Origin of the sequence: Enterococcus sp. 1001283B150225_161107_E12, from assembly GCF_015556925.1 — a bacterium.
In the GTDB taxonomy this organism is placed as follows: domain Bacteria; phylum Bacillota; class Bacilli; order Lactobacillales; family Enterococcaceae; genus Enterococcus_B; species Enterococcus_B mundtii.
In genome coordinates this window covers 1-16,391 of record NZ_JADNNI010000026.1, presented here as the reverse complement: position 1 = coordinate 16,391, position 16,391 = coordinate 1, and the positions used below count along the sequence as shown (strand labels likewise).

Genomic DNA, 16,391 nt, shown 5'->3' with positions numbered 1-16,391 from the left:
AAACAGCTTTACGCTGTTTTCATATACCCTAAAAGGATACCACCAAAAATAACTAAAAGGCAACCTACAATTACAAATATAAGCTCTTTTTTTGTCTTTTTCTCCCCTAAGATAAAAATACCACCTAGAGTGGAGATGATGATCCCCATTTGAGAAAGAGAGAAACCGACTGCTAGTCCTAATGACTTAACGGTCAATAGCATACATACGTTACCGATGCCCCATAGCAATCCACTCGCCATATTTTTCCAAACATATTGATCAACTTTTACTTTTCGGAAAGCAAAGAAACTTGCCCCCAAGATCATACCGATACTTTGCGGTAAAATAATCGACATCGCATCTAAATTCGCCCAGTTGACGATGATCGTATAGACACCATAACCTAAAGTAGAATAGATCAATGCTCTGAATCCTTTACCAAAATCAAGCATTTTATTATCTGTATCGACTTTTCCTTCATCATCTTGTCGAGCAGTCAAATACGCACCGCTTACAAGAAGAATCAGCGCTAAAATACCATAAACGTAATCTTTTGTTTGAGTCCATTCATGGAAAAAGACAGCGCCCGCAATCGTATTCAAAATCAATTGAAAACCAGTCGATAACGGTAGACCTACAGATACTCCCATAAATTTCATCCCATGAAACTGCCCATTTTGTCCGACACTCCACGCTAGACCAGATAAAAAGCCAATCAATGTGATCCATGGCGTGATCGTTGGATTAACGATGAAAAAAGCAACGAGTGAAAAAAGAAATGCACCGATCGTCATTCCTAATGTTTGTTGATTGGCATCGCCACCGATCTTTCCACTGACTAAACCAATACTTCCCCACGCTACCATTGGGACTAATGCGATTAATAATTCCATAAACATTCTCCTTCTTTTAAATGTCACATGTTATAGAACATATCAACGAAAACGTTAACAACACAAGAGTTATTTTTTATTTCTCACTTTTTTCTAACTTAACTTCATTGACCTTTCTATGAAGTTCAATCAGTCACTAATAAATCCATAAACAAAATCAACTGTTCCCTCGAAAATCCTTCTACTTTCGGGGCAACAGCTGATGTATAACTATATTAAAACTTTTCCAATCATCATCTAAGGTCAACACATTTCTATCACAACCAAATTAGACAATGTTCAACCGGTAGTTCTTTCAGAAATAAGCGTGCACATGTCGCAAACCCATTTTTTCAGCGTTCTTCTTGGTAAAAACTCAAGATAGGGAAAAATAAAGACATCGTCGTCCCTTCTCCTTCGATCGATTCGACAGTGAGAGAAATCCCTAATTTTTCCGCAAGATTTTTAGCGAGATACAATCCTAAGCCAGTAGAGTGGGTTTTGCTCAGACGGCCGTTCGATCCTGTGAAGCCTTTGTCAAAAATCCGTCCAACATCTTCTTTCGGTATACCGATGCCTGAATCTTTGACAGAAAATTTTACGCCTTTTGTCGTCTTCTCGATCAATAGTTTGATCTCGCCTTCATCTGGCGTATACTTAATGGCATTACTAAGAATTTGTTTGAAAATAAAAGCCACCCATTTGGAATCAGTCAAAATCGTTTGATCTTCACCAATCACTTCATAACGTATTTTCTTTTGGATAAAATAATTTGCTTGGCTACGAATGACGGGTTGGATGATACTCTTGATACTGTATTCTTGGATTAAATAGTCTCTTGAAAAACTATCTAAGCGTGCATAATACAATACTTGTTCCACATACTCATCGATTTTAGACAACTCATTTTCTAGCAACGTATACTTTTGATCATCGATATCAAACTCGATCGATCGTACTAACAATTCTGAAGCCGCTACGGGTACTTTGATTTCATGGACCCATGAGTCGATATAATCTTTTTGATCTTGCTGGTTCGTGATGGCTTCTTGCATCACTTCCTGATGTTCACGTATCAGTTGATTGATATAATCTTCTATCAACTTCTCTTCCTCTGTATGTCCACCATCTAAATAGTTTTGCAAGGGAGAATTTTTTTGTAGATTTGCCAATTTTGCCCACCATCGACGTTTACTCAAGTAACAGACAAGTAAAAAAAAGATTAAGAAAACACCTTCGATCAATGTTAAGTAAGCAATCGTGGCCCAATCAACCGTAATATTAGGGGCTAACCACATCACAAAAATCGTCAATAAAATAAAAAATACCCAGCCGACGATCAGCGACCATTGATCTTTCAAATACTTAAAAAAGTTCATAGTTGTATTTCATCCTTTCAGGGAACAATATACCCCTGGCCGACTTTTGTTTCGATATAATCGGTGATCCCTGCCTGTTCGATTTTACGACGTAAGCGATTGATGTTGACCGTCAGTGTATTGTCATCGACAAACCGTTCATCATCCCACAACGCACGCAATAACTTTTCACGAGTCAAAATTTTTCCGTGTTGCTTCATTAAAATAAACAACAAGCGATACTCATTCTTGCTCAAATCGATCATTTCCCCATTAATCTCCATACTGCCATTATCGACGTTCAACGTGATTCCATTATGGGTCATCATTTCACTCGACAACTCACCATAATTATATGAACGACGCAACAAAGCATTGATTTTAGCAATCAAGACATCGATTTGAAACGGCTTCGTCACAAAATCGTCTGCCCCCATGTTCATCGCCATGATCATGTCCATATTCGTATTACGACTTGAAATAAAAATGATTGGAACTTTGGAAATTTCTCGTATTTTCTGGCACCAATAATAACCATCAAACACTGGTAAATTGATATCTAAAAGAACAAGTTGTGGTTCTTCTTTCTCAAAATCAGCAAAAACCTGATTGAAATCTGACGTTCCATAAGTTTCAAATTGCCATTTCTCCAACTCTTCCATAATCAGCTGACGAATGATCTCTTCATCTTCCACTACCATAATTTTAGCCATGATATACCTCCGATGTTTTTCTTGTACTAACCATATCAAAGAAGCAAACATTCTACAAGTAACAATAGGTTGTGAGAAAGCCGTTCAGCTCCAAGTATTAAGACGGAAATTGAGAAAATAGCTTCTCATATTTTTTCAATTTTTGACTTAATATCGTAGGAGTTGGCTTTCGAACACCGTTTATTGAGGTCGTGAAAGAAGCGATCAGCACTAAGGCATAAGCAAAAAAAAACGAAAATGGCTCTTTCATTTTTTATTTTTTTTGCTTATGACCGAAGTGTTGCTTCTTGAACACCGTGGATCAGGTCGTGACAAAAGCGTTTTGACCTGAGCAGTAAGATGGACTTAAAAACAATAGTTCTTTGATATGACTCTCTCTTCTTTCTCGTTACTTACTTTCCGTTAACAAAAATGAGAATACTATTGGAAATTATCAATAGTTATCATTTATAAACAAAAATATTTCATTGAGCAATTCCTAATCTTTTCTTTTAACGAAGTCATTCCCACAGAATCAATCCTTGTTAAATCAACGTTTATAAAATAACTTAAATATCTAGAGCGTTTTCTTTGAATTTTTTTTCATTACATATAACAATAGTAATGTATTAAAAAATGATTAGGAGGAGATTTGATGTTTAGACACCAAAAAGAATTACAGTTTGAGGCAAAACCAGATCGTCCGAATCCATTAATCGCAAAATATTTACAAGAATTGATTGGCGGACAGTATGGTGAAATGAGTGTAGCGATGCAATACCTTTTCCAAGGTTGGAGCTGTCGTGGGGAAGAAAAATATAAAGATATGCTGATGGACATTGCAACAGAAGAACTTGGACACGTTGAAATGTTAGCGACAATGGTTGCTCGCTTACTTGAAGATGCACCTGTTGAAGATCAAGAAGAAGCAATGAAAAAAGACCCAACGATTGGTGCGATCATTTCCGGCATGAATCCTCAACACGCTATTGTAGCTGGCTTAGGACCTCGTCCTGCGGATAGCGTTGGTAATCCTTGGAGTGGTGGTTATATTGTTGCTAGTGGGAATCTACTTGCTGATTTCCGTGCGAACTTGAACGCAGAATCTCAAGGAAGACTACAAGTAGCTCGTATTTACGAAATGATCGATGATCGTGGCGTAAAAGACCTACTATCAGTTTTATTAGCTAGAGACAGTTATCATCAAAACCTTTGGGCAGCAGCTGTCAAAGAATTAGAAGAAACAGAAGGCGGTATTCTTGTTCCTACGACTTTCCCAAGAGAAGAAGAACGTAAAGATATTGCTTATGATTTCTATAACTTTTCAGAAGGTGACGAAAGTAGCGAAGGTTCTTGGGCAAAAGGTAAAGCTTTAGATGGTGAAGGGGAGTATCAATGGTTGGAAGAACCTAAGATCGAAGGCGAAGCACCTAAATTAAAACCAGTAACACCTAAAATGTATGGTACACCTCCCAAAAAAAAATAAATGAGACTTAAAAACTGATGCCCTATATTAATGGGCATCAGTTTTTTTCTATTACTCTATCAACAATATTCCGTCTTCAACGATCTTACCAAAAAATAGGAAAATACTACTGGTGAACAACAATGTCATGTTCACACCAAAATAGATTGCAATTTTTTCTAGGTAATTTTTGATCTCTTTTATTTTAATATACATAAATGCCAAAAAATTGACACCGTAAACTAAAATCGTCAAAAAAATGATCATGTTTGTCATCACTGGACTGCTCGCCCCTCTTTCACTGTATACTTGTTCAAATTGATTGGAGCTTTAGAATGATCCAGATTGTAAAGACACCCTTCCAATCATTACGTACCATTCTTGCAAGTCCAGTATCCATGGAATTTAGTACGATTTACACAACGTCAATATGTTTAGCGCTTCCATTGATCATTAGACTAAACGTGAGCTATTCTCTCATTTGCTCTAATTTTTCAGCGAAAGCCTGGGCTTCTTCTTCTGTGCGACAAATAATAATGAACGTATCAACGCCGGCAATCGTCGCAGCCACTTCTGGATAATCCACTTCATCTAACCAGTTTGTTACCACATCCGCACCATCTTTTTCGGTTAAGACAACGATCATGAATTGAATCCGTTGAATTCGTAATACTTCTCGTTTGACCGCACTTCGCAAGCGATCTTCCATCAAAGAATCCGCTTGTTGATTGAACAACGCATAGCGTATTTGTTTATTCTCATCTTGTATTTTCACAAGTTTCAACTCACGTATATCGCGTGAGATCGTTGCTTGAGTTGCATTGACACCATTCATCTGCAAATGATTCAATAATTCCTCTTGCGTACCGATTGCATGTTCAGTAATCAATTGGCGAATCAAGGATTGTCGTTGATTTTTTTTCATACAAAAAACACCTCTTCGTATCTATTATAGCAAAAAAACAGGGGATCTTTCTCTTATTTAGTTGATGTCTGACACTTCGACTGATTTGTCTTGTTCAACGGCTACTCGCAAAATCGTCTTTAATTTTTCTGGCGCAGTCCTTCTGGGATCACTCATATAGATTTCTTTATGCTCTTTCGAAGTTCGGCGATAGCCTTTTTCCTTAAGAAATAAAGTAAGCTTTTCAAATGTTTCTGGTTCATCGTCGTAGGAACCAATGTGTAAGATCTGTGCCACAAGACCTTCTTCGATCGTTGTGAATACAAGTTGACTCGCTAGATCTTCTGGAATTTTGGTTTTCGCTCGCGCTAACGCCTCTGCAGCAACTTGAGGAGTCACAAAATCCGGTTGCTTGATCATCAATTGATACGAAAAATGCTCTTTCAACATCACTGGCTCGTTCAAAAATTTTTCTTGTAACCCCCACTGACCTTCTAAAGGATAAACCGTGTAAGGCAAATAGTCAGGAATCAGCCAATCATTTTTCGGTGCCATTCGGATCGTATAGCTAACAGCGTATAAACAACCTACACGGCGCTTAAATTCTTCTCCATTTGGATCACCTATTCCGTTGATACAAAAAAAATTTTGCGCAGGAAGTGTCATTAATTGTGGTTTCTTTGACATACGATAACTAGGGTCGGTTTTTCTCCATTCGATTTTTTCCATAGGCCCTCCTTGTTTTCTTCTTCACTACTATCATAACTCTTTTGCATTGGATTGGCTAATCTGGTTGACACTATTTTTAGACTTGTGCTAGAATAAGCCGAACGATAAATCGTACAGATAACACGCCTAGCGTGTCGAGAGAGAGGCGGTTTCTATTTTCGAATAGAAATCTCTCTCTTTTTTTACGAAATAATTTAGAGGTGAAAAACATGCAAAAACAAAAACAACTACAATTAATTCCTGCTGTACTTGCCACAGGGATCATGTCATTTGCAGGCGTTTTGATTGAAACCGCAATGAACGTGACCTTCCCAACACTGATTCAGGAATTTCAAATCAGTACCTCCCAAGTACAATGGGTAACAACCATTTACTTATTAATGATTGCGATCATTGTGCCACTTTCAACTTATCTGACAAAAAACTTTAGCCTGCGAACTCTTTTCTTGAGTTCCAATTTACTATTTATTGCTGGTTTGTTGGTCGATTACTTTTCCCCTACCTTCTTGTTACTACTTTTAGGTCGGGTACTCCAAGGTGCTGCGACAGGGATAGCCTTGCCACTGATGTTTCATATCATCTTGACTTTTGCTCCTATGGGAAAAAGAGGAACGATGATGGGTCTTGGTACTTTGACAACCGCCATTGCACCAGCGATTGGTCCAACGTATGGTGGGATCTTAACTGCTAATTTCTCATGGAGTCATATTTTTCTCTTTCTATTGCCAGTGTTACTCCTTTCACTTGCGATCGGCTTATACGCGATTCCTAAATTTAAGGTTGAAAAAACTGGACGTTTAGATTTGCTTAGCGTCCTTGGTATTAGTCTGATGTTCAGTGGAAGCTTAACTTTTCTAAGCATGTTCAGAGACTGGATTGGCTGGGCATCCTTAGTCGTCGCCATTTTAGGATTCATTCTTTTCTATCAACGAACAAAAAAAGCCGATCATCCTTTGATCCGACTTGAGATTTTTAAAAATCATACGTTCCGCTTATTCTTATTTAGCTTTTTAGTTTATCAATTTTTATTACTTGGTGTTTCTTTTGTCCTACCGAACTTTGTCCAAATCGTCCAAGGGAACAATGCCTTTGTCGCTGGTCTGGCAATGCTACCAGGTGCAGCCATTGGTGCACTCTTATCTCCTTTTTCAGGAAAGCTACTCGACCAACATGGACCTAAAAAACCAATTTTCATCGGTCTCTTGTTTTCACTTGTTGGCTGGACTACCCTTGTCCTGATCTTAGGTCATGCATCATTAGGTGTTTTGATTGCCTGTCATTTCTTCTATATGATCGGTATTGGTTTGTCTTATAGCAATATGATGACTACTGGAATGAATGCTTTATCGATGGAATTACAAGGTGATGGCAACGCCGTATTCAATACGTTGCAACAATTTTCTGGAGCTGTCGCTACTACGTTGGTGGCTGTGATCATCAACTTTTTCCAAGATCATCGTTCAGATAGTTATGAAGCAGCAACAACGTTAGGATCAAAAGTTGCTTTAAGTGTACTACTTGGCTTGTTGATCATTAGTTTGATCCTATTTATCCGCTATATGGTGCAAAAGCCTAAGCAAATAAAAAATTAATAGATAAGGAGGTGTGAGCGAATGAAGCTCACTCCTCCTTGTTTTTTTGTCTCTAACTTTATCAATAATCAGTTTTCGCTATACATTCGTTCGTATGAAGTAGAGAAAATCCTTGGATAAAATATTGTATCTCTAATGATTCTATGAGATGGTAGATAAGTAAAGGAGGTTTTTCTATGGAAAAAATTGCTATTATCGGTGGTGGCATCATCGGTATGACATTAGCCAACTATTTAGACACCTCTAAATTTGAGGTGACCTTATTTGATGCAAAAGAAGGACAAGCCACTCGCGCTAGTGCAGGCATCATCTCGCCTTGGCTTTCAAAAAGACGAAATAAACAGTGGTATCAGTTAGCAAAAGATGGTGCGGCTTTTTTCCCAAAACTAATCCAGGATCTATCACTTGATGATTCCATCTATAAACAATCCGGCACACTAATTTTCCGCCAAAAAGAAGCTTTGGAAGATCTTGCTGCACTTGCCGAACAACGAAAGAAAGACGCACCTGAAATCGGCGATATTTCGCTGTTACAAGCTGAAGAAACAGCCCAAGTTCTCCCATTGCTAAAACCAACACCTGCTTTATTTGTGACTGGAGGGGGGCGTTTAGACGGTCATGCCTATCTATCTCACCTTGCCACACGCTTGGAGAAACAAATGGTCAAAGTAATCTCTGAACGTGTCCAGTTACGCAAAGAAACCGCACACTGGGTCATCTCTGGTACTTTTGGACAACTTGACTTTGACCGAATCATTCTAGCGCCTGGCCCTTCATTGAAGCCGTTACTGGAGCAGATTGGCTTTCATGCTGATATTCGTCCACAAAAAGGACAGCTGATCGTTTTTCAAACACCTTATGCGAACAGCCAAGAATGGCCTGTTGCCATGTTAGAAGGGGAAGCCGATTTTATCCCATTCAACGATGGGACTATACTAGTTGGCGCAACCCATGAAAATGATGCGGGTTGGGATTTGGTTCCTACCGAATCTGCTTATCAGCAATTGATAAAAAGTACAGTGCCATTTTTAGCTGAACCCGATCAGCTTGCTACATGGAAACACACCATGCGAGTAGGCACCCGGGCGTACACCTCCGATTTTGCGCCGTTCTTTGCACCTGTTCCAGATGAACCAAGCTTGATCGCCGCAAGTGGCTTAGGCTCCTCTGGTTTGACTACTGGCCCTTATATCGGCTATTTGATTGCAGAGTATCTCAACACAGGGATTTGGCGAGGCGACCATTATCAAAAACCAATTGATACGTACCTTTCAAGATTATAAAAGAAGTAAAAAAAAAGAGGCCTACTTGCGTAGCCCTCTTTTTTGGATTCATGATTGATGGTTATCTTAGTACCAACCGTTTGCTAACCAGAATGCTTTTGCAGCATCCCATGAACCATAGCGTCCAGCAACGTATTCTTCTACAACACGTTCTTGGTTCGCTGGTGAGTAGTCACCGTTCAAATATGCTGAATCTAATTGGTAGCGTCCGATGTAACGGCCGTTTGTTGCAGTGTAAGAACCACCTGATTCTTTTTGTGCAATCCATTCTTTCGCAGAGTTGCTGTTTGTTGTTACAGTAGTTGTAGCTGGTGCTACTTCAACTGTTTCAACAGGCGCAACATATGTATATTCTTGCGCTGGTGTTTCTGTTACTACAGGAGTTTCTACTTTTTCAGTTGTTGGTGCTACTTCTGTTGTTTTTACTGATGAAGCGTCAGTTGGAATTGTTAATTCTTCACCAACGAAAATGCGGTTGATATCGTCAATCGAATTTTGCTCTGCAATAGCTTTGATCAGTGAATTGTCACCTGCAAATTTTTGTGAGATTTTAGATAATGAATCTCCAGCTTTTACTGTATAGACTTCATCTGCATGAGCAGTAGTCCCTACAAACATTGCAGTTGCTCCAGCGGCAACAGTTGTCCCCAAAACGATCTTTTTAATTGAATTCATAGTAAGCTCCTTTTTTTCTCTTTGATTTGTTTCAACGTCACTAACTTTATCATCTAGAAATATTTCATAGGTGAAAGAATTATGACATTTAATGACAAAATCGTCACATTTTTAATATTTGTAATATTTGATTTTCCGAAAAACTAGGACTAAAGTCGTAGAAGCTTTATAAATCAACGTTGAAATCGTTTTTCAATCCTTTCGTAGAAACTTTAAAAAAACTTACACTCTGTAATATTCAGAATAAATTTTTTTCAATTTATTGTATTTTTCTGCGAAATTCTTCTCATTTTTCCAAAAATTGATGCAATAAACACAAAAAAACCAGTAATTGTTACAACAATTACTGGGAAAAATGACGTATTTGAGTAAAAAAGTCATTTTTTAGGACTTTTTTTCTTTTGTAACAATTGGATTGCTTGGTTCATTTCATGGATTGCTTCTTCGTCTGTTTCTTTTTCCAGTGCGCAACTTAATACTTCTTGCCATTTTTCAGGATCTTTGATTCCTAACTTACCGATTGCCCACGCTGCTGTCCCGCGAATCACTGGACGGACATCACTTAGACACTCTTCAATATGAGGCAAAGCGGCACGTTCTCCTAAATTGGCTAAGGCAATCAGCGCATTTCGTTGAAGAGGTTTCCTTCCACGCCATGAACCAGCCAAATGACCGTATTGCTGTTTAAATTCTTTATTAGAGATCGTTAACATGGGCGTGAGTTTCGGATAGACTTCGTCTACTTTTGGCTCCATTTCTGGATGAAAGTGAAAATCTTTCCCTCTATTATAAGGACAAACCAACTGACAGATATCACAACCATAAATGACGTTGCTCATCTTCTTTCGATACTCTTCTGGCATCATGCCTTTCGTCTGCGTTTGATAAGACAAACAGCGTTTAGCATTCATTCGCCCATCACCTAAAAGTGCATCCGTTGGGCAAGCCGTCACACAACGCGTACATTCGCCACACCCAAAGACACCAGGAGCATCTGGTTCTAGGTCGATATTGGTCACGATCTCACCTAAATAGACGAACGAGCCAAATTCCTCTGTGATCAATAATCCGTTTCGACCGATAAACCCTAATCCAGCACGTTGCGCCACAGCTACGTCGATCAACTCACCTGTATCTACTTGCGGCGCCAAGCGCCATTCTTCTTCCTTTTGCCAATGTGTCGCTCGTGACTCAATAAATGAAATCAATTGTTGCAGACGATCCCGTAAGACATCATGATAATCGATGCCCCAAGAAGCACGAGCAAACTGTCCACGCTTTTCATCTCTAGGCATCTTTTCATGGATCTTTGTCGGATACGCTAAAGCAATTGCAATGATTGATTTCGGTCGATCAAACGTCATCTCCGGATATAAACGTTCATCGATATTAGGGTGTTCAAATCCAGAAGTATGTCCAGCAGCTTTTTGTTCTACCAGCGATTCTTTCAAATGATCAAATGGCTCTGCTGTAGTAAACCCGATTTTATCAATCCCGATTCGTTTACTTTCTTGAATGATTTCTTCCTTTAATGTTAGTGCCATCATTACCACCCTCGATCAGACACGACTATATAATCCGTAATATAATCGTTCTTTTTTCAATTGAACGAATTGGATCTGTTGATCTGGGATTTTTCTTTCTTCCATCCAACGATTTCTAGCAGCAAAAACTTCCCAGAAATTCACAGATACCCATTTTCGACGTTGGTCTAATGCATTGAAAAAGTTCAACGAAACAGGTTTTGTGTGGAGTAGTTCATGTAAACGGAGTTGTTCTCTTGCTGAGAACTCAGATAGATCCCGTGAATAAACAACATCTTCGTATAGATTTTTTTGTTGCCCATAAGTGAACGTTTGTGGAATTTCTCCTGGACGAGCAATTTCTACTAAACGATTATAATACGTGTTCATTAGTTTGCTATTTGCGATAAATGCACTCTTGAAAAATGCGGATTGGATTTTTGGAATCACACCCTCTGTCCCTATCAAAGAAAACAATGCGGGCCATGCTTGAACCTTTAGTTCATTCTTTTGTTTGACTAATACGCCAGGAGTAAAACCGACGGATGAAAGAAAGACAAAGTAGCCAATGCCTGTTTCTTCATCTAATGGCTGAAAATCATCAAATAACCATTTCCCAGGGTATTCCTCTGTTTCCAATTCTTCTGGGCTCGCTATGAACGCTTTCGCCATTTCTGCTTCAAGAAATAGGAGATCTTGATCTTTCTCCTTATTTTCTAATTGGTTGATTTTTTTTGTTATTTCTTTTGCAATCAATTGTTTGTCTTTGCTAGTAAAATTCATAGCTTCACCTTCCTTTCCTCTCTTTTAACTATAACGGAATTTCACTAAAATTGGTATCTTTAAAACAATAAACGAACGAATTTTTATTTGTATAAATTGCGGAAGCATTAGTCCTCACGTCTCCAAAACTGAGCAAACGGAAGGAATAGAAGGACTCTCTTCAAAAACAAAGCGCCATCCACAAAAATTTAAAGAACAATTTTCGTGGATGACGCCTTATTTATCGAGGCTACATACTTTTGCCTCTTTTTAGATTATTAAATCGATTAGTGATTATTTCTTTTCTTGAGACAGACCATCGTGGATCGTTTCGATGTTCCATTTCATCATTCCATAATAAGAATCACCAGTTTCTCCTTCTTTTGCAATGGAATCAGTGAATAGCTCATCATAGATTTCAAGACCTGTTTCACTTGCGACACGTTCCATACTTCTCGGATCAACACTTGTTTCCACAAATAAGACTGGAACATCCGAAGCACGAACTTGGCTGATGATCGATTGCATTTGTTCAGGTGTACCTTGGCTTTCTGTGTTGATTTCCCAAATATACCCTGCTGGTAGATCGTATGCTTGTGAGAAGTATCTAAAAGCTCCTTCACTTGTTACTAATAGTTTTTTATTGTCTGGGATCGATCCAAAACTCTCTTTCGCTTGTTTATCTAATTCTTTCAATTTTTCGATATACGCATCTGCATTTTCTTCATATTGCGTAGCATGGTCTGGGTCTTTTTCAGCAAAGATGCGTGCGATTTCTTGTACATATTTGATTCCGTTTGAAAGGTCCAACCACGCATGTGGATCTGCTTCTGTCTCTGATTCTCCACCGGTCAAATAAAGTGGTTCAACTTCTTTACTTACTGCAAAATAGTCTTCATCTTCTTTTTTATTTGCCGTATCCATCAAGTTTTCAAACCAAGCATCCCCTGTTTCCAAGTTTAACCCATTGTATAAGATGACATCAGCATCACTTGCTTTTTTGATATCTTCTGGCAATACCTCGTATTCATGTGGGTCAGTGCCAACTGGGACGATACTATGAACATCGACGTGTTCTTTTCCAACTTCTTTCGCCATGTCGGCGATGATCGAATTTGTTGCTACGACGGTCAGGTTTTCTTCTTTCTCTTCTGCTGCGGAACTGCCACAACCTGCAAAAATAAATAAGACAGCTCCCATTAACCATAAGATATTCAGTTTATTTTTCATGTACATACTCCATTTCTATTCGTTAGATTTTTTACGACTCGGCATTTTTTTTCGTTTTGTTTCTTGAAAAAATAATCCCTTTAGTCGGTGAAAATAAAAAGGCCAACGTAAAGAATACTGCACTGGTCAACACGATGGTCGCCCCAGACGGCCAATTATAACTATAACTATAAAACACACCGATGATCGCACTTAATACGCCGACTGTTGCCGAAATAAAAATCATTTTTGCCAATCGATCGGTCAATAGATATGCGGTTGCTGCGGGTGTGATCAACATCGAAATGACCAAAATCGTTCCTACTGTCTGTAAACTCACCACGGCAACCAGTGTTAAGAAGAACATCAACAAATAGTGAACAAGTGTCGTATTCAACCCATAAGCTTTTGCCATCATCGGATCAAAAGAAGTGATTTTCAGTTCTTTATAAAAAATAAATACAAACAATAAGACGATCCCACTCACTATGGCAGTCATCAACATATCACTTTCTCTAACTGCTAAAACATTTCCAAATAAGATATGGTACAGATTAGTTGCACTTTGAGCAAAAGAAATCAAGATGACACCTAATGCAAAGAACGAACTAAAAACGATCCCAATAGCTGTATCATTTTTCAACCGGCTACGCTGTGTGACAAATCCGATTATTCCAGCTGTCAACATCCCAAATGCAGTGGCTCCTAGAATGTAACTAAAACCAAACATATACGAAATCGCGACTCCAGGCAGTACCGCGTGAGAAATCGCATCCCCCATCAAAGACATCCCTCTCAAAATAATAAAAGAGCCAATCACCCCTGAAGCCAATCCAACTAACATAGATGTAATCAATGCATATTGTAGAAATTGATAATCCATTAACCCCTCAATAAACGATTGAATCATTTTTCCATTACCCCTTTAACTAATTGCCCAATGATCTCCCCATAAGCCAACTGTAGATTTTCTGAAGTAAATACTTCGTCAACTGATCCAGCTGCAATCAATTCTTTATTCAATAAAATTACTTCATCAAAATAGGCTTCGACTTTGTGCAGATCATGATGGACGATCACAATAGTTTTTCCTTCATTTTTCAGTTCATCCAAAATAGCAAAGATTTTTCTTTCACTGACCGCATCGATCCCAACAAATGGTTCATCTAAAAAAATCCATTCTGCGCCTTGAGCCAAAGCTCTAGCAATAAATATCCGCTGTAATTGTCCTCCAGATAATTCACTGATTTGTCGATTTTCATAATCTGTCATGTCCACTTTCGCTAAGGCTTGTTTTGCTCGTTCCTTTTCTTTTTTCCCAGGACGTTGCCCCAAGCGCAAGGATGGATAGGTTCCTAACAAAACTACCCCTAATACATCGATCGGAAAAGAAAGATCCAGCTCACTACGCTGTTCGACATAGGCAATTTTTTTGCGAATCGTTTTTATGGAGCGACCGTCGAAAGTAATTTCTCCGGAAATTTTAGGAACTAATTCTAATAAAGCTTTCATAAAAGTAGATTTCCCAGCGCCATTCGGTCCAATGATCCCTGTAAATTTTTGTGATTGGATAACTGTTGATACATGATTTAATACTGTCTTTCCTTGATAAGCAACCGTCAAATCTTTAACGGATATTTCATTTTTAGACACCTCTTACCACTCCTTTTCGGTGTACCTAACTTTTTATTCAAACTTAGTTTAACTAATATCAAAATCATTTACAAGTGTTATAGCTAATTTTTTTGATTTTTTAGATTTTTCTCGCAATTTTTGAAAATTTTCTGTAAAATCACAAACAAGAGCTATAAAGTAATGGGCGTTATTTATGTTTGCTAGTTATAGAATCAACTTGTTTTTACTTTATCACTCAACTTAAAAAAGGAGTTTTTGTATGGAAGAAGAAAAATTAACTCGTAGTCTCAGTGCACGTCATATTCAAATGATTGCGCTAGGAGGAACGATCGGTGTCGGTCTGTTCATGGGTGCTTCATCCACCATCCGTTGGACAGGACCTTCTGTAATGGTTGCTTATGCTGTAGCAGGCTTCTTTTTGTACCTGATCATGCGTGCCTTGGGCGAGATGTTGTATTTAGATCCTTCTACCGGTTCTTTCGCTAATTACGCAAGTGAATACATCCATCCCGTCGCAGGTTATTTGACGGCTTGGAGCAATATTTTTCAGTTTATCGTGGTCGGTATCAGTGAAGTCATTGCTGTAGGGGAATATATGAACTATTGGTGGCCAGACTTGCCCCAGATCATTCCAGGAATCGTCGTGATCCTTTTCTTGATGTTCGCCAACCTTGTTTCTGTCAAAGCATTCGGTGAATTAGAATTTTGGTTTTCTACTATTAAAGTAGTGACAATTATTTTGATGATCATCGCCGGTTTAGGCATCATTTTATTTGGATTCGGTAACCAAGGAGAAGCAATCGGTATTTCAAACTTATGGAAAAATGGTGGTTTCTTTACTGGGGGCGTGAAAGGTTTCTTTTTTGCTCTATCGATCGTCGTTGCCTCTTACCAAGGAATCGAGTTGATCGGGATGACTGCAGGTGAAGCGAAAGATCCCCAAAAAACGATTGTAGACGCTGTCCAATCAACGATCGGGCGGATCTTGATTTTTTATATTGGGGCGATCTTCATCATTGTCAGCATCTATCCTTGGAATCAATTGAGCGAACTAGGATCACCGTTTGTTCAAACTTTTTCTAAAATCGGGATCACGTTTGCTGCTGGTTTGATCAATTTTGTTGTCATCACAGCTGCGTTATCTGGTTGTAATTCCGGTATTTTCAGCGCCAGTCGCATGGTCTACACATTAGCCATCAACGGCAAAATGTCTAAAAAGTTTTTGAAACTTACACGTCATGGAGTGCCATTTTACCCAGTAGTAGCCATCTCATTTGGTATTTTGATTGGGTTGATTTTGAATTATTTGTTGCCCTTCGTCTACTCCCAATCACAGGATTTATTTGTTTTTGTCTATAGTTCCAGTATCTTACCAGGGATGGTACCTTGGATCGTTATTTTGATCAGTCAAATCAAATTCAGAAAAAAACATCCGATAGAAATGCTTGAACATCCATTTAAAATGCCCTTATCCCCATATACCAATTACTTGTCATTGGCCTTTTTGGCAGTGGTATTAATCTTTATGTTCATCAATCCCGAAACAAGAATCTCATTGATGATTGGTTTGATTTTCTTGATCTATATGACGGGTTACTATTTTGTACGCGAAAGAAAAATCAAGGAATAGTAGAAGAAACTATACAAAAAGAAGTCAGGACTGCGCGAACGTAGTCCTGACTTCTTTCAATCTATCACAACCTGATTGCA

The 16,391-nt window shown here is 38.6% G+C and carries 16 protein-coding genes; 4 read left to right on the top strand and 12 right to left on the bottom strand.

Features of this window, described 5'->3' with window-relative positions:
• Positions 1-8 precede the first annotated feature (8 nt).
• The 3 genes from I2F89_RS14915 to sapR all read right to left on the bottom strand — a co-directional run bounded on the left by I2F89_RS14915 (position 9) and on the right by sapR (position 2,925).
• On the bottom strand, positions 9-875 hold the full coding sequence (locus tag I2F89_RS14915) for a GRP family sugar transporter (RefSeq protein WP_019724165.1): 867 nt from the start codon (positions 873-875) through the stop codon (positions 9-11).
• A 332-nt stretch (positions 876-1,207) separates the two neighbouring features.
• On the bottom strand, positions 1,208-2,233 hold the full coding sequence (gene sapS / locus I2F89_RS14910) for a two-component system sensor histidine kinase SapS (RefSeq protein WP_071866676.1): 1,026 nt from the start codon (positions 2,231-2,233) through the stop codon (positions 1,208-1,210).
• A gap of 17 nt (positions 2,234-2,250) precedes the next feature.
• The gene (gene sapR, locus I2F89_RS14905) at positions 2,251-2,925 is read right to left on the bottom strand and encodes a two-component system response regulator SapR (RefSeq protein WP_010736206.1); all 675 of its coding nucleotides are present in this window, start codon (positions 2,923-2,925) and stop codon (positions 2,251-2,253) included.
• 634 nt (positions 2,926-3,559) lie between these two features.
• Between sapR and I2F89_RS14900 the strand changes: the two genes are divergently transcribed.
• Positions 3,560-4,390 carry a manganese catalase family protein gene (locus I2F89_RS14900; protein ID WP_071866677.1) on the top strand — a complete coding sequence of 277 codons (831 nt, stop codon included), beginning with the start codon at positions 3,560-3,562 and terminating at the stop codon, positions 4,388-4,390.
• Positions 4,391-4,441: 51 nt separating this feature from the next.
• Here the strand turns inward: I2F89_RS14900 and I2F89_RS14895 are convergent, their stop codons facing one another.
• The 3 genes from I2F89_RS14895 to I2F89_RS14885 form a co-directional block, all read right to left on the bottom strand.
• On the bottom strand, positions 4,442-4,648 hold the full coding sequence (locus I2F89_RS14895; RefSeq protein WP_023519183.1) for a hypothetical protein: 207 nt from the start codon (positions 4,646-4,648) through the stop codon (positions 4,442-4,444).
• A gap of 190 nt (positions 4,649-4,838) precedes the next feature.
• Positions 4,839-5,294 carry an arginine repressor gene (locus I2F89_RS14890; protein ID WP_010736209.1) on the bottom strand — a complete coding sequence of 152 codons (456 nt, stop codon included), beginning with the start codon at positions 5,292-5,294 and terminating at the stop codon, positions 4,839-4,841.
• Between the two features lie 57 nt (positions 5,295-5,351).
• Positions 5,352-6,002, bottom strand: a complete 651-nt coding sequence (locus I2F89_RS14885; protein WP_108173761.1) for a GyrI-like domain-containing protein — start codon at positions 6,000-6,002, stop codon at positions 5,352-5,354.
• Positions 6,003-6,211: 209 nt separating this feature from the next.
• Here I2F89_RS14885 and I2F89_RS14880 point away from each other — a divergent pair, with 209 nt between their 5' ends.
• The gene (locus I2F89_RS14880; protein WP_195514575.1) at positions 6,212-7,594 is read left to right on the top strand and encodes an MFS transporter; all 1,383 of its coding nucleotides are present in this window, start codon (positions 6,212-6,214) and stop codon (positions 7,592-7,594) included.
• Between the two features lie 176 nt (positions 7,595-7,770).
• On the top strand, positions 7,771-8,877 hold the full coding sequence (locus I2F89_RS14875) for an NAD(P)/FAD-dependent oxidoreductase (RefSeq protein WP_195514574.1): 1,107 nt from the start codon (positions 7,771-7,773) through the stop codon (positions 8,875-8,877).
• A gap of 66 nt (positions 8,878-8,943) precedes the next feature.
• Here I2F89_RS14875 and I2F89_RS14870 read toward each other — a convergent pair whose 3' ends face one another.
• The 6 genes from I2F89_RS14870 to I2F89_RS14845 all read right to left on the bottom strand — a co-directional run bounded on the left by I2F89_RS14870 (position 8,944) and on the right by I2F89_RS14845 (position 14,699).
• On the bottom strand, positions 8,944-9,552 hold the full coding sequence (locus I2F89_RS14870) for a LysM peptidoglycan-binding domain-containing protein (protein ID WP_023519180.1): 609 nt from the start codon (positions 9,550-9,552) through the stop codon (positions 8,944-8,946).
• A gap of 377 nt (positions 9,553-9,929) precedes the next feature.
• Entirely contained in the window at positions 9,930-11,096 is a 1,167-nt protein-coding gene (gene queG, locus I2F89_RS14865; RefSeq protein ID WP_071866681.1) for a tRNA epoxyqueuosine(34) reductase QueG, read from the bottom strand.
• Between the two features lie 15 nt (positions 11,097-11,111).
• Positions 11,112-11,858, bottom strand: a complete 747-nt coding sequence (locus I2F89_RS14860) for a hypothetical protein (RefSeq protein ID WP_010736215.1) — start codon at positions 11,856-11,858, stop codon at positions 11,112-11,114.
• Between the two features lie 273 nt (positions 11,859-12,131).
• Positions 12,132-13,067: a metal ABC transporter substrate-binding protein gene (locus I2F89_RS14855; RefSeq protein ID WP_065095716.1), complete on the bottom strand. Its 936-nt coding sequence runs from the start codon at positions 13,065-13,067 to the stop codon at positions 12,132-12,134.
• Positions 13,068-13,098: 31 nt separating this feature from the next.
• The gene (locus tag I2F89_RS14850) at positions 13,099-13,956 is read right to left on the bottom strand and encodes a metal ABC transporter permease (RefSeq protein WP_023519177.1); all 858 of its coding nucleotides are present in this window, start codon (positions 13,954-13,956) and stop codon (positions 13,099-13,101) included.
• Positions 13,953-14,699 carry a metal ABC transporter ATP-binding protein gene (locus I2F89_RS14845; RefSeq protein ID WP_023519176.1) on the bottom strand — a complete coding sequence of 249 codons (747 nt, stop codon included), beginning with the start codon at positions 14,697-14,699 and terminating at the stop codon, positions 13,953-13,955. The genes I2F89_RS14850 and I2F89_RS14845 overlap by 4 nt, the downstream gene beginning before the upstream one ends.
• A gap of 241 nt (positions 14,700-14,940) precedes the next feature.
• Between I2F89_RS14845 and I2F89_RS14840 the strand changes: the two genes are divergently transcribed.
• Positions 14,941-16,311: an amino acid permease gene (locus I2F89_RS14840; protein ID WP_065095714.1), complete on the top strand. Its 1,371-nt coding sequence runs from the start codon at positions 14,941-14,943 to the stop codon at positions 16,309-16,311.
• The last annotated feature ends 80 nt before the right edge of the window (positions 16,312-16,391 follow it).

What these genes read in the sequence shown, in the direction of transcription:
- I2F89_RS14915 (WP_019724165.1), bottom strand. Translation starts at nt 875, where the DNA reads ATGGAATTATTAATCGCATTAGTCCCAATGGTAGCGTGGGGAAGTATT.
- sapS (WP_071866676.1), bottom strand. Translation starts at nt 2,233, where the DNA reads ATGAACTTTTTTAAGTATTTGAAAGATCAATGGTCGCTGATCGTCGGC.
- sapR (WP_010736206.1), bottom strand. Translation starts at nt 2,925, where the DNA reads ATGGCTAAAATTATGGTAGTGGAAGATGAAGAGATCATTCGTCAGCTG.
- I2F89_RS14900 (WP_071866677.1), top strand. Translation starts at nt 3,560, where the DNA reads ATGTTTAGACACCAAAAAGAATTACAGTTTGAGGCAAAACCAGATCGT.
- I2F89_RS14890 (WP_010736209.1), bottom strand. Translation starts at nt 5,294, where the DNA reads ATGAAAAAAAATCAACGACAATCCTTGATTCGCCAATTGATTACTGAA.
- I2F89_RS14885 (WP_108173761.1), bottom strand. Translation starts at nt 6,002, where the DNA reads ATGGAAAAAATCGAATGGAGAAAAACCGACCCTAGTTATCGTATGTCA.
- I2F89_RS14880 (WP_195514575.1), top strand. Translation starts at nt 6,212, where the DNA reads ATGCAAAAACAAAAACAACTACAATTAATTCCTGCTGTACTTGCCACA.
- I2F89_RS14875 (WP_195514574.1), top strand. Translation starts at nt 7,771, where the DNA reads ATGGAAAAAATTGCTATTATCGGTGGTGGCATCATCGGTATGACATTA.
- I2F89_RS14870 (WP_023519180.1), bottom strand. Translation starts at nt 9,552, where the DNA reads ATGAATTCAATTAAAAAGATCGTTTTGGGGACAACTGTTGCCGCTGGA.
- queG (WP_071866681.1), bottom strand. Translation starts at nt 11,096, where the DNA reads ATGGCACTAACATTAAAGGAAGAAATCATTCAAGAAAGTAAACGAATC.
- I2F89_RS14860 (WP_010736215.1), bottom strand. Translation starts at nt 11,858, where the DNA reads ATGAATTTTACTAGCAAAGACAAACAATTGATTGCAAAAGAAATAACA.
- I2F89_RS14855 (WP_065095716.1), bottom strand. Translation starts at nt 13,067, where the DNA reads ATGAAAAATAAACTGAATATCTTATGGTTAATGGGAGCTGTCTTATTT.
- I2F89_RS14850 (WP_023519177.1), bottom strand. Translation starts at nt 13,956, where the DNA reads ATGATTCAATCGTTTATTGAGGGGTTAATGGATTATCAATTTCTACAA.
- I2F89_RS14840 (WP_065095714.1), top strand. Translation starts at nt 14,941, where the DNA reads ATGGAAGAAGAAAAATTAACTCGTAGTCTCAGTGCACGTCATATTCAA.